This window comes from Spirillospora sp. NBC_01491, from assembly GCF_036227065.1.
Taxonomy (GTDB): Bacteria; Actinomycetota; Actinomycetes; order Streptosporangiales; family Streptosporangiaceae; genus Spirillospora; species Spirillospora xylanilytica.
Map to the genome: position 1 here is coordinate 6,089,433 of NZ_CP109432.1, position 12,664 is coordinate 6,102,096.

The window sequence follows — 12,664 nt, forward strand, 5'->3', positions numbered from 1 at the left end:
GCTCACCCCTCGTCCGGAGGGGGAGCCGGGGCGCGGTCGCGGAGCGGCACTTCCTTCACGAACCAGGCCAGCACGAACGCCAGCAGGCCGAACCCGGCGGCGACCAGGAACGCCTGGTGCGTACCGCCCGCGACCGCGTGCTCGTAGGCGTCCCGCGCCGCGGCGGGCAGCTTCCGCAGCGCGGCCGGGTCGAGCTGCGCCGACCCGCCGGTGGCGCCGCCCGTCCCGGCGCGCTCGGCCATGATCTCCTGCACCCGGCCGGCGAACAGCGCGCCGACGACCGACGCCCCGATCGAGCCGCCGATCGTCCGGCCGAGGGTGGCGGTGGACGACGCGACGCCGAGGTCCTTCGGCTCGACGCTCTGGAGCGCGACGATCAGCGTGGTCTGCATCAGGCAGCCCATCCCGGCGCCCAGCAGCACCATGTACAGGCCGGTGGTGAGCCGGGTGGTGCCGGTGTCCATCGTGGACAGCAGCACCAGCCCGGTCGCGAGCAGCGCGCCGCCGGCGACGAGGAACACCTTGTAGCGGCCGGTCCGGGTGATGACCGGCCCGGCGACGAGGTTGACGGCCACCATCGCCAGGAACATCGGCATCCCGAGCATCCCCGCGCTGGACGCCGACGCGCCCTGCACGGTCTGCTGGAACAGCGGCAGGAACGTCATCGCGCCGAACATCCCGAAGCCGAGCAGGAACGCGATCACCGTGACCAGCGAGAAGTTGGCGCTGCGGAACAGCCCGAGCGGCAGCACCGGTTCGGCCACCCGGCGCTCGGCGGCCAGGAACGCGCCGAACGCCACCGCGGCGAGCGCGCCCAGGCCGAGGATCGCCGGGGACGTCCAGCCGTACTGCCCGCCGCCCCAGGTGGTGATCAGCACGATCGAGGTGATCGTGGTGGCCAGCGCGGCCACCCCGGCGTAGTCGATCCGGGCCGTGGCGCGCAGCTTGGGCAGGTGCAGCACCAGCCCGACCATGACCAGGGCGACGATGCCGAGCGGCAGGTTGAGGTAGAAGCACCAGCGCCAGCCGAGATGGTCGGTGATCGCGCCGCCGGCCAGCGGCCCGCCGATCATCGCCAGCCCCATCGTGCCCGCGATCATCCCCTGGTACCGGCCCATCTCGCGGGGCGGCACCAGGCTGCTGATGATGGCCAGCGCGCCGACCATCAGCCCGCCTGCGCCGAGGCCCTGGACCGCGCGGAACGCGACCAGCTGGGTCATGTCCTGCGAGAGCCCGGCCAGCGCGGACCCGGCCAGGAAGATCACGATCGAGGCCAGGAAGGCGCCCTTGCGCCCGTACATGTCGCCGGCCTTGCCCCAGACGGGGGTGGAGACGGCGGTGGCGAGGGTGTAGGCGGTCACCACCCAGGACAGGTGGTCGAGCCCGCCGAGCTCGCCCACGATGCTCGGCATCGCGGTGCCGAGGATCAGGTTGTCGAGCGAGGCGAGCAGCATCGCGATCAGCACCGCGCCGATCACGACGTACAGGTTCCGCGCCTGCGGCACGGCTTCCGGCGGAGTGTCGTCCGGCGGTGGTGTTCCAGGTGGGGAAGGGGGCGAGGTCGTGGTCATGGGGGTCGTCTCCGCTCGGTAACTTACTTGCCGCCCGGCTAGTTAGCGAGACGACGGTAAGGCGCTAACTAGCCGGTCGTCAAGTAAGTTGGACGCGATAGCGTGGGACTCCGGCGACCGGGAGGGGGAGCGACGTGGACGCCAGACCGCGGCGGCGCCGCAAGGACACCAGGCAGCGGATCCAGGACGTCGCCCTGGAGCTCTTCCTCGAACGCGGCTACGACCAGACCTCGCTCCGCGAGATCGCCGAGCGGCTGGACGTCACCAAGGCCGCGCTCTACTACCACTTCAAGACCAAGGAGGAGATCGTCGGGGCGCTGGTCGGGGGTGTCCGCGCGTCCGTCGACGAGATCCTCGCCTGGGGCGCCGGGCGGCCCCGCACGCTGGAGACCAGGGTGGAGCTGCTGCGCCGCCTCCACGCCGTGCTCGACGAGGGCAGGCGGATCTTCCGCTTCCTCCAGGAGAACCAGGCCGCGCTGCGCAAGCGCGAGTCCGGCGACTGGTTCCGCGACCAGCTCGCCACCCTGGGCGGCCTCATCTCCGCGCCCGAGGCGAGCATGGTCGACCGGGCCAGGGTGATGAGCGCGATCTTCACGATCTCGTTCGGCACGTTTGCGATGGCCGAGACCGAGGGCGATCCGGGGGAGAAGCGCGCCGCGCTCCTCCAGGTCGCCGGGGACCTCCTGGCGGCGATCGAGCCCGAGGCCGAGTAGCGCCTCGCCCCACCCGCGCCTCCGTCCCGGGCCGTGCGCGTCCGGTCAGCGTTCGGTGCGTGCCCGGTCAGCGCGCCCGAGCAGTCTCTTCATCACCGGGGCGATCCCGGTGGACGGTCAAAGGAGAGGCTCAGATGAACAACCCCGACATCCTCATCTCCGGCGCCAGCGTCGCCGGTCCCGCGCTCGCGTACTGGCTGGACCGGTACGGCTTCAACGTGACGGTCGTGGAGCTGGCGTCCGGCCCGCTCCTCGGCGGCCAGGCGATCGACGTGCGCGGCCCGGCGCTGGAGGTGGCCGAGCGGATGGGCGTGCTCCAGGAGATCCGGGACGCGAGCGTCGACATGCGCGGGATGTCGATGGTGGACGGCGAGGGCAACGAGCTGTACCGCTCCGAGGAGCACACCATCACCGGCGGCGACCTGGCCAGCCCGGACGTGGAGCTCCTCCGCGACGACCTGGCCGGGATCCTGACCCGCGCGGCCGGCGACGGCGTCGAGTACCTCTACGGGGACTCGATCGCGGCCATCGCCCAGGACGAGGACGGGGTGCAGGTCACCTTCCGCGGCGGCTCGTCCCGCCGGTTCGACCTGGTGGTCGGCGCCGACGGGCTGCACTCCAACACCCGCCGCCTGGTGTTCGGCCCCGAGGAGGACTTCATCACCCACCTCGGCACCTACCTCGGGGTCTGGACCGCGCCGAACCACCTGGACCTGGACCGCTGGCAGATCTTCCACCAGGTCGCGGACAGCGACTGGGGCGGCGGCGTGATGGCGGTGCGCGGCAACACCGAGGTCCGCGTCTACCTGGGCTTCCAGACCGAGGAGCCGCTGGAGTACGACTACCGCGACGTCGCCGAGCAGAAGCGGATCATGGCATCGCGGTTCGACGGGCGCAGCGGCTGGGAGATCCCGCGGCTGATCGAGTACATGTGGAACGCGCCCGACTTCCACTTCGACGAGATGGCGCAGATCCACCTGGACTCCTGGTCGCGCGGCCGGGTCGCACTGCTCGGCGACGCGGGCTACTGCGGCTCGCCGCTCTCGGGCCAGGGCACCAGCATGGCGATGGTCGGCGCGTACGTGCTGGCGGGCGAGCTGAAGGCGGCGGGCGGCGACCACGTCAAGGCGTTCGCCGCGTACGAGGCCGAGCTGCGCGAGTACGTCGCGGCCAACCAGCAGCTCGCGCTGACCAACCAGGCGCGGGTGGAGGCGCAGACCGCCGCCGAGATGGGCGATGCGGAGGAGGCGGAGCACGCCGCGGCGGAGCACGACTTCAGCGACTTCGGCGAGGCGGGCGGGGCGATCGCCGTCAAGGACTACTGAGCCGCGCCGGAGCGGGCGCAGGACGCCGCCCGCTCCAGCAGCACCCGGCGCTCGGGGGCGTTGCGGGTCAGGTCCGCGGCGCGCTCGAACTCCGTCCGGGCCTCGCCGAACCGGCCCAGCCGGGCGAGCAGGTCGCCGCGCACGCCGGGCAGCAGGTGGTAGCCCTTGAGCGCGGGCTCCCCGGCCAGGGCGTCGACGAGGGCGAGGCCCCGCTCCGGCCCGTACGCCATGCCGAGCGCGACCGCGCGGTTCAGCTCGACGACGGGCGACGGCGCGGTCCGGGCGAGGAGCTCGTACAGTCCCGCGATGCGTTCCCAGTCGGTGTCGTCCGCGGTGCGGGCCTGCGCATGGCAGGCGGCGATCGCGGCCTGGAGCACGTACGGCCCGGGGGCCGGCGCGGCGGCGGGCGCTGCGGCCCGCTCCGCGCGCAGGAGCGCGGCGAAGCCGCGCTGGATGAGCAGCCGGTCCCAGAGCGCGCGGTTCTGCTCGCGGATCGGGACGGGCTCGCCGGACGGCGCGGTGCGGGCGCGGGTGCGGGACGCCTGGATCTCCATCAGCGCGACCAGGCCGTGCACCTCGGGCTCAGCGGGGGCGAGCCCGGCGAGGACGCGGCCGAGCCGCAGCGCCTCCAGGCACAGGTCGGCCCGGACCCAGTCGTCGCCGGTGGTCGCCGCGTACCCCTCGTTGAAGATCAGGTAGACGACCTCCAGCACCGAGGCGAGCCGCCCGGCCCGGTCGTCCCCGGCCGGCACCTCGAACGGGACGCCCGCCTCCGCCAGCGTCCGCTTGGCCCGGACGATCCGCTGCGCGACGGTCGGCTCGGCCACCAGGAACGCCCGCGCGATCTCCTCGGTGGTCAGCCCGCCGAGCAGGCGCAGGGTCAGCGCCACCCGGGCCGGGGTCGGCAGCACCGGATGGCACGCGGTGAACACCAGCCGCAGCAGGTCGTCGCCGATGTCGTCCTCGTCGAGGACGGCCGCGTACTCGGCCGGCTCCGCGCCGTCCGCCAGGCCGTGCCCGAGCTCCTCCAGCTTGTGCTCGAGCCGCCGCTCGCGGCGGATCCGGTCGATCGCGCGGCGCTTGGCGACGGCCATGAGCCAGGCGCCCGGATTGTCCGGGACGCCTGACTCGGGCCACTGTTCGAGCGCGGTGACCAGCGCGTCCTGCGCCAGCTCCTCGGCGAGGCCGACGTCGCGCAGCATCCGCGCGAGGCCGGCGATGATCCGGGCCGATTCGAGCCGCCAGACCGCGTCGATCGTGCCTTGCACCGCGGCGCGTTCCACTCGGGCATCCGTCACGGAGCCGATCAGAGCACCACCGGCCGCCGCGCGCAAGCCGGTGCCGGCGGGCCGCCCGCCGGGCGCCGGCGGGTCACTGGCCGGGGAAGGGGTCCTCCGGGCCGAACACCTGCTGGATCACGCCCGCGCCGTTCCCGATGATCTGCCAGAACCGGGTGGACAGCTCGACGGCCTCCGCCTTGGACGCCACCTCGATGAGCGCGAACCCCACCACGGCCTCCTTGGCCTCGGTGAACGGGCCGTCGGTGACGGTGACCTTCCCGCCGGACGCGGAGAGGTGGGTGGCCTTCGGGTCGAGCCCCCCGGTGGCGAGCAGCGCCCCGGACCGGGACATCTCCTCGACGAAGCGCCCCATCTCGGCCATCATCGCCTCGTCCGGAAGACCTCCGGCGGCCGAACCGTCGTCGGTGGTCATCATCAGGAACCGCATCGTGTCTCCTTCGCTCCGCGAGCGCCGTGGTCCGGCCTCTGCTCACGCGTCGAACGAAGGACGCCCGGATCGACAACGCGGACGACCTTTTTTCCGAGAAATTCTCAGTCCCGCCGTCCTGGCCGGTCAGCGGGGTGGAGGCGGGCGGGGGATGTGGCCGTCCGGAGAGAGTTCCCCTGCCCGGGCGGTCCGGGTCCGTTGGGGATCCTGGTGGGGACGAGTAGCTTTGCCTGGACGGCATGAGCGAGTTGCGCCCTGGGAGGCGTCCTGTGACAGACCCATCACCCGGAGCCGCCGCGTCCGTCGGGATCACCGCGGCGCAGGGCGCCGAGCAGGCGGGCCCGACGGTGCTGCGGATGCTGGTGGGCGCGCAGCTCCGCCGGCTCCGCGAGGCCGCCGGCATCTCCACCGACGCCGCGGGGTACGAGATCCGGGCCTCGCACTCCAAGATCAGCCGGATGGAGCTGGGCCGGGTCGGGTTCAAGGAGCGCGACGTCGCCGACCTGCTCACGCTGTACGGCGTCGCCGATCCGGGCCTGCGCGACCCGCTGCTGGAGCTGGCCGAGCAGGCCAACGCGCCCGGCTGGTGGCAGCGCTTCGCCGACGTGGTGCCGAGCTGGTTCGAGCCGTTCCTCGGGCTGGAGCAGGGCGCCGAGATCATCCGGGTCTACGACGTGCAGTTCGTCCCCGGGCTGCTCCAGACCGACGACTACGCCCGCGCGCTGATCCGGGCCGGCCATCCCGAGGCGGGCGAGGACGAGATCGACCGCCGCGTCGAGCTGCGCGCGCGCCGCCGCCGCATCCTCGAGCGTCCCGGCCCGGTCAGGCTGTGGGCGGTGCTCGACGAGGCCGCGCTCCGCCGCACCGTCGGCGGCCCGGCCGTGATGCGCGCGCAGCTCCGGCACCTGGTCGAGGAGGCCGCCCGGCCGCACGTCACCGTGCAGATCCTGCCGTTCAGCTCGGGCGGGCACGCCGCCGAGGGCGGGTCGATGACGATGCTGCGGTTCGCCGAGCCGTCCCTTCCGGACGTGGTCTACCTGGAGCAGATCGCCGGCGCGATCTACCCCGACCGCGCCGCCGAGGTCATCCGCTACCGCGACGTCCTCGACCGGCTGGGGGTGCAGGCCGAGCCGCCCACCGCGACCCCGGCCCTGCTCCAGCGCATCCTCGACGAGACCTGATCCGCGCGCCCCGGCGCCGACGATCCCGGCCTACGCCCCGGCCCGCGAAGGGTCGTGGTCGCGGGCGCGCGCCGCGCCGTTCCCGACGTTGAGACGGGTGCGGAGCCAGCTCCGGACGTCCTGGTCGACGCCCGCGACCGCTCGTTCGAGGCGGCAGCCGAGGGAGTCGCCGAGGACCCGGAGTTCGCGGTCCCTGCTCTTCAGGCTCCGCCAGAGCTGCTCGATCTGGTCCTGGAGGAGAAGGTTCTCGGCCCTGAGGCGCCGCACTTCCTCTTCGGCGGATCTGGTGGGGGCCTCGGGGTCGGTCACGTGAACTTCCTCCTGCTTGCGTGCGGTGCCGGGTAGGGGACCCGTCGGAACGGGGGCGGGTGCGGCGGTCACGACGGGCCGAAGACGCGCTCGATCAGCCGTTCTGACGCCCGTCCGTCGTCGTGGGGGCAGTACTTGGCCGTGAAGGCCCGGTAGGCGCCGGTGTAGTCGGCGGCGATGTCGTCGAGCCGCGCGATCGAGTCGATGACCTCGGCGGAGGTGCTGAGCAGCGGGCCGGGCGCCTCCTGCTCGAAGTCGAGATAGAAGCCGCGGACGTGGTCGCGGTAGGCGGCCAGGTCGTAGGTGAAGAAGAGCTGGGGCTTGCCGGTCGCGGCGAAGTCGAACATGGCCGACGAGTAGTCGGTGACCAGGGCGTCGGCGACGAGGTAGAGCTCCGCGATGTCGGGGTAGTGCGAGACGTCGATGACCGACCCGTCCGAGCGGGCCCAGGACCGGTCGCTGATCAGGTAGTGGGTGCGGATCAGGATCACGTGGTCCTCGCCCAGCGCGGCGCGCGCCCGCTCCAGGTCGAGTTCGAGCGTGAAGCCGCGCTTGCCGGGGGCGAGATGGTGGTCGTCGCGCCACGTCGGCGCGTACAGCACGACCCGCTTGCCCGCGGGGATGCCCAGCCTCGCCCGTACCCGGGCGGCGATCTGGACACGGTCGGGGCTGTGCAGGATGTCGTTGCGGGGATATCCGGTCTCGAGGATCTCGCCGTCGTAGCGGAACGCCCGCCGCATGATCGGGGTGGTGAACGGGTTGGGGGAGACCAGCGCGTCCCAGGCGGGGACCTCGCGGTCCATCCAGTCCAGTGACTCGGTGCGCCGGTAGGACATGTCGGCCAGGTCGAAGGCGAGCCGCTTGAGCGGGGTGCCGTGCCAGGTTTGCAGGTAGGTCTGCTCGTCGCGCTTGACGAACCAGGAGGGGATCCCGAAGTTCCCGACGATGTAGCGGGACTGGGCGAGGGCCTCATAGTGCTCGCGGCTGTTGTACAGGACCACGCGCCCGTCGCCGGGCACGGTGAACCGTCCGTCGGACGAGGCCCACACGCACTCCAGGTCGGGCCGCAGGCGCTGAAGGTGCTCGTACAGGGCGCGGGGGTTGCAGGAGTACTGGTTCCCGGCATAGGAGTCGAACACCACCGTCTCGCGCAGCGGTCCCCGGCGCAGCGCCGGGTAGTCGACCTCCTGGACGCGGCGCTGGTTGTAGGCGCCGCGGTCCTCGTCGGGGTGGGCCACGCGGACGCGCAGCAGCAGCGCGTCGATCTGGTGGGCGTCCACGCTCACCCAGTGCGCGCCCGCCGCGCGGGGCGCCGGCAGCGCGGCCATGGCGCCGCGTTCCACGCCCACCAGGACCTCGCCGTCCGTGCCCGTCGGGCTGAGGAGTTCCCACACCCCGCTGCCCAGGGCGCGTCCGGCGCCGAACACCTCGATGGCGCCGGGACGGATCTCGGCGGTGAACCGGTCGCCGTCCCACGTCAGGTGGACGTCATGGGTCTCGCTGGAGCGGCGGCGCCGGAGCATCAGCCGGCCGGGCCGGTCGTCCGGGTCGCAGTGCTCCCCGGTGAGGAGCAGCCGGCCGCCGGACTCCCAGCGCACCGCGGTGACGACGGGCCGCCGGGCCCGCTCCACCGCGCGCAGGTTCCCGTAGCGGGTGCGGGTGAGGGAGAACTCCCGTCCCGGGACCCGGTAGCGGTCCTCCCGGAAGTCGCTGGGCACGGCCGGCTTGACGAGGCGGCCCGCGACGGACAGGTGGACGTCCCAGTCGACGCCGTCCCGGACCGGGACCGTTCCGGTGAGCCCGTTCGGGCCGTCGGGGTCGGAGACCAGGCGGTCCAGCGGCAGTCGGGCGGTGAAGGCGACGGTGCCGTCGGAGCCGGGGACGAGGGTCACCGGCCCCTGCACGGCGTGGCCGGTGTCGCCGGACGCGTGCAGCCGCGACGCCCGCACGCTCACCTCGCCGCCCGGATCACGGGCCAGCACCCCCTGGAGTTCGAGGTGCCCGTCGACCTGGCGGTGCCCGGTCACGGTGACGTCCTCGCGGCGGACCTGGACGATGAATCCGTCCGGGCCCGTCACCGGCTGGATCCGGGTGCGCCCGTCCACCTGATGGGCGTGCGGCCACTTGGCGCGGGCCGCGGCGGGGCCGGCGACCTTCTGGGCGCGCTTGAGCCCCGTGACGGCGGCCTCGGCGTGCAGGCGCCAGGTGGACGACTTCCCGCCGTTCCGCTTCAACCGGGCCGGATCGACCGTGACGACGAACCCCGACCAGTCGTAGCTGACCGCGCCCTGGGACGAATCGGCCGTGACGTCCGGGCGCAGGACGCGCTCCACGTCGAGGGACACCCGGCCGCCGCGATCGTTCTGGAGCCAGATCTTCAGCTCCAGGTCGCTCGGCCGGGCGACCTGGAGGCGCTCGAAGTTGGCGTGCCCCTCAAGGCGGAGCATGCCGTCCTGCCAGCGCACCTCGTCGACCTGAGTCCATAATTTGAGCTCTTCGGAGACCTGGTAGACGTCGAGGGGAACCTTCGTGGACGGGTCGTCGAAGAAGGGGTACTCGGCGTACCACCGCTTGCGCAGCCGCCCGCGGCACACCATGCGCACGCTCTTGGCCCCGGTCTTCTCGAACTGGAGCACCTCCAGCAGTTCGGGGAGCATCCGCCGCCCGAGCAGGTGGAAGCGCAGCCTCCGGTTCACCGGGAGGTCCCGGAGTGCCTCCGGCTCGGACCGGCCCAGGCACTCCACCCCCATGTCGAGGATCCGCCCCTGCTCGGCCTCGTCGGCGCCCGCCAGGCTCTCGGTGAGGATCCCCAGGTCCACGTCCAGCGCGTACCGGTCGTAGGTCTTCTTGAGCGCGGGCGCGCGCTCGGCGAGGAAGGTCTGCACCATCCGCACCGACTCCATCCGGTCGGTCAGGTTCGCCAGCTCGTCGCGGCGCCGGGTGATCGACCCTTCCCGCCGCCGCCAGTAGTAGACGGTGTTCGACAGCACGTCCACCGAGTCGGCCAGCACATGCGCCGCGATCATCACGGGCGGGTCCTCGTACAGCATGTGCGGGTAGACCAGCTTGTGCCGGTCCCAGAACGACCGCCGGAACACCTTGTTCCACACCGTCCGGTCCTGCAACAGGCCGGGGTCGCGGCTGATGTGCGTCCGCGTCCGGGTCGTCGCGCACGCCTCGTGGTGCAGCCAGCACGGCCAGCTCTTGGCCGCGTCGAACCGGCGCACGTTCCCCGAGACGAGATCGGAGCCGGTCTTCTCCAGGGAGCCGACCATCAGCTCGTACGCGTACGGGGCCAGCACGTCGTCACCGTCGGCGAACGCCAGGTACTCCCCGCGCGCGTGCTCGATGCCGGTGTTGCGGGCCGGTCCCGGCCCCTGGCCCTCCTGCTGCACCAGCGTGAAGCGCGGGTCCCGCGCCGCGTACCGCTTGGCGATGACGGCGCCGCCGTCGGTGGAACCGTCGTCCACCATGATCACTTCGAAGTCGCGCAGCGTCTGCCCCGCCAACGACTCCAGGCACGCTCCGAGGTACTCCTCCAGGTCGTGGAAGGGAACGATGACGCTGAGCTTCGGGGGAGATACAGGGGGCTGCGTCATATGTGCGGGGCCTCTCTGACGAAGGGGTCAAAGAGAGTTGTCCGAAGTCCCGATCTTTCTTCACGCTTTGGGAAGAGATCTTCCGGACGAGGTGAACCCCGAGGCTGAGTCCCCGAGATCCTCCGCTGCGAGGATGGGGCCATGAGCGACGACGTCTGGGCTTCCCTCGCCGGCGGGTTCGTGGACGGCGCGTACGCCACGGTGAAGGGGCAGGTCCGCACCTACGTGCTCCACCAGCAGCTGATGGAGCACCTTCCCGAGCCGCCGGGAGCCGTCCTGGACGTGGGGGGAGGGGCGGGCCATCAGTCGTTCCCGCTGGCCCGGGAGGGCTACCGGGTGACCCTCCTGGACTCCTCCCCGGCGATGCTGGCCCAGGCCGAGCAGAGGCTGGCAGCCGAAGCCCCCGAGGTGCGCGACCGCGTCCGGCTGGTGCGGGCCCGCGGTGAGGACGCCGCCGAGGCGACCGGCGGTGAGCGCTTCGCGGCCGTGCTCTGCCACGGCGTCCTCATGTACGTCGACGACCCCGGCCCGCTGATCGCCGCTCTGTGCGGGTGCGCGGCCCCTGATGGAATCGTTTCGGTGATGGCGCTCAACGCCGAGACCCTGGCGATCCGCCCCGCGCTGGAGCGGCGCTGGGCCGACGCGCTGGGGGCCTTCGAGGCCGGCGGTGAACGCGGGGTCCTCGGCGTCGACACCCGGGCGGACACCGTCGAGGGGCTGGCGGAGCTGCTGCGGGCCAACGGGGTGGAACCGGTGGCCTGGTACGGCGTTTGGCTCTTCGCCGACTTGATGGACCTCGCGCCGACCGAGGAGGTCTCGGCCGTGGCGGCCGTCGAACTGCGAGCGAGCCGCCAGGACCCCTATCGCCGGCTCAGCCGGGTCTTCCACCTGCTGGGCCGCAGCCGGGCGAACGCCTGAGGCCCGCACCTCCTCCAGCCCTCCTCCAGCCCTCCTCCAGCCCTCCTCCAGCCCTCCTCCAGCCCTCCTCCTTCATCCCTTCTTCGGGACGAAGGTCGCGAGGATGACCCCGGTGTCGAGCACCTTGGTGCCGGCGGTCTCGAACGTGGCGGAGAAGCCCGCCTTGGTCAGCAGGTCGGCGGGCTCACCGGAGCCGACCAGGACGGGGTAGATCCAGAGCCGCAGTTCGTCCAGTAGACCGTTCTCCACCAGCGTCCGCGTGACGTCCCCGAAGCCGAACTGGACGATGTCCTGCCCGTCCTGCTCCTTCAGCCTGCGGATCTCGGCGACGGCGTCGTCCCGCTTGATGATGGTGGTGTTCCCCCAGTCGCCCTTCTCCAGGGAGTCGGAGACGACGTAGTGGTCCATCTTGTTGATCCGGACGCCGTAGTCGCCGGTCTCGGCCTCCATCGCCGGCCACGCCTCGCCGAACCCGAGGTAGGTCTCGCGGCCGGCCAGCACCGCGTCGCAGGAGAAGAGCAGCTCGTGCTCGTACGTCCCGGACTCCTCACCGGCGTGGTCCATGGTCCAGTTCTGCGGGTTCTCGATGACGCCGTCGAGCGAGATGTACGTGGAGCTGATGATCTTGCGCATGAGGTCCTCCGTGCTGTGGGGCGGCGCCCGTCCGGCGTTCGCTGCACTCAGAGTGCGCGAACCGCCTTACGAAATCCCTACGGTCCCCTTTTCCCCCCGTTAGGCGGAAGGCCACTTCAGACCCTGGACGCCCCGAAGGCCGGACCTGCCGGCATGGACCTGACCCTCCGACGTGAGGGCGGATCGTCTACCGTCTGTGTCATGACAGGGACGGTCGCGGTGGACTTCGTCGGTGTCGGCGGCGGCATGCTGGCGTTGACGCGCCGGCCGAAGGCGAAGTCGCTCCCGGCGATGAGGTCGCTCGGTGCGACCCATCTGGTGACGCTGCTGTCCCGGCGGGAAGGAGCAGGGGCCGTCGGGGCCGCCGCGCGGGCGGCGGGGTTGGAGTGGGTCTGGGTGGACCTCGCCAATGCCGATCCGCCGCCGCCGGCACGCGACGGCGAACTGGCCAAGGTCCTGCTCGACACCGCCGGGTCGCTCCGCGATGGCGCGGCGGTCGTCGTCCACTGCTCCGCCGGGATTCACCGGACCGGGATGTTCGCTCACGCGCTGCTCCGTGCGAGCGGGCTGAGCGGCGACGACGCGAGGCTGACGCTCGCGCGGCTGCGAACCCCCACCTCCGAGGGCGTGGGCGAGCACCGCCTCGCGTGGGGTGAACACCTCTGCACCACGATGGGCTGGCGCTGA

The 12,664-nt window shown here is 72.3% G+C and carries 11 protein-coding genes; 5 read left to right on the forward strand and 6 right to left on the reverse strand.

The genetic code is table 11. From position 1 onward, the window contains the following. Window positions 1-2: 2 nt before the first annotated feature. Window positions 3-1,505 (reverse strand): MDR family MFS transporter, encoded by a 1,503-nt coding sequence (locus OHA34_RS28335; RefSeq protein ID WP_329519431.1) that lies wholly within the window; start codon window positions 1,503-1,505, stop codon window positions 3-5. A 200-nt stretch (window positions 1,506-1,705) separates the two neighbouring features. Between OHA34_RS28335 and OHA34_RS28340 the strand changes: the two genes are divergently transcribed. Together OHA34_RS28340 and OHA34_RS28345 are read left to right on the forward strand one after the other, a co-directional pair. Further along, window positions 1,706-2,284, forward strand: coding sequence for a TetR/AcrR family transcriptional regulator (locus tag OHA34_RS28340; protein ID WP_285938384.1), 579 nt, complete (start codon window positions 1,706-1,708; stop codon window positions 2,282-2,284). A gap of 134 nt (window positions 2,285-2,418) precedes the next feature. Beyond that, entirely contained in the window at window positions 2,419-3,609 is a 1,191-nt protein-coding gene (locus OHA34_RS28345) for an FAD-dependent monooxygenase (protein WP_329519432.1), read from the forward strand. Here OHA34_RS28345 and OHA34_RS28350 read toward each other — a convergent pair. Then, window positions 3,603-4,811, reverse strand: a complete 1,209-nt coding sequence (locus OHA34_RS28350) for an RNA polymerase sigma factor (RefSeq protein ID WP_285938630.1) — start codon at window positions 4,809-4,811, stop codon at window positions 3,603-3,605. The genes OHA34_RS28345 and OHA34_RS28350 overlap by 7 nt on opposite strands. Window positions 4,812-4,980: 169 nt before the next feature. Next, a complete protein-coding gene (locus OHA34_RS28355; protein ID WP_285938381.1) occupies window positions 4,981-5,337 on the reverse strand; it encodes a YciI family protein in 357 nt (118 codons plus the stop codon). Between the two features lie 269 nt (window positions 5,338-5,606). Here OHA34_RS28355 and OHA34_RS28360 point away from each other — a divergent pair, with 269 nt between their 5' ends. Then, window positions 5,607-6,518: a helix-turn-helix domain-containing protein gene (locus tag OHA34_RS28360; RefSeq protein ID WP_329519434.1), complete on the forward strand. Its 912-nt coding sequence runs from the start codon at window positions 5,607-5,609 to the stop codon at window positions 6,516-6,518. Window positions 6,519-6,548: 30 nt separating this feature from the next. Here the strand turns inward: OHA34_RS28360 and OHA34_RS28365 are convergent, their stop codons facing one another. After that, on the reverse strand, window positions 6,549-6,827 hold the full coding sequence (locus OHA34_RS28365; protein WP_329519435.1) for a hypothetical protein: 279 nt from the start codon (window positions 6,825-6,827) through the stop codon (window positions 6,549-6,551). Window positions 6,828-6,895: 68 nt separating this feature from the next. Beyond that, window positions 6,896-10,426, reverse strand: coding sequence for a bifunctional glycosyltransferase/CDP-glycerol:glycerophosphate glycerophosphotransferase (locus tag OHA34_RS28370; protein ID WP_329519436.1), 3,531 nt, complete (start codon window positions 10,424-10,426; stop codon window positions 6,896-6,898). A 141-nt stretch (window positions 10,427-10,567) separates the two neighbouring features. Between OHA34_RS28370 and OHA34_RS28375 the strand changes: the two genes are divergently transcribed. Continuing rightward, window positions 10,568-11,344 (forward strand): methyltransferase domain-containing protein, encoded by a 777-nt coding sequence (locus OHA34_RS28375; protein ID WP_329519437.1) that lies wholly within the window; start codon window positions 10,568-10,570, stop codon window positions 11,342-11,344. Between the two features lie 72 nt (window positions 11,345-11,416). Here the strand turns inward: OHA34_RS28375 and OHA34_RS28380 are convergent, their stop codons facing one another. After that, a complete protein-coding gene (locus OHA34_RS28380; RefSeq protein ID WP_329519438.1) occupies window positions 11,417-11,977 on the reverse strand; it encodes a dihydrofolate reductase family protein in 561 nt (186 codons plus the stop codon). A 201-nt stretch (window positions 11,978-12,178) separates the two neighbouring features. Here OHA34_RS28380 and OHA34_RS28385 point away from each other — a divergent pair, with 201 nt between their 5' ends. Then, window positions 12,179-12,664 carry a protein-tyrosine phosphatase family protein gene (locus OHA34_RS28385; RefSeq protein WP_329519439.1) on the forward strand — a complete coding sequence of 162 codons (486 nt, stop codon included), beginning with the start codon at window positions 12,179-12,181 and terminating at the stop codon, window positions 12,662-12,664.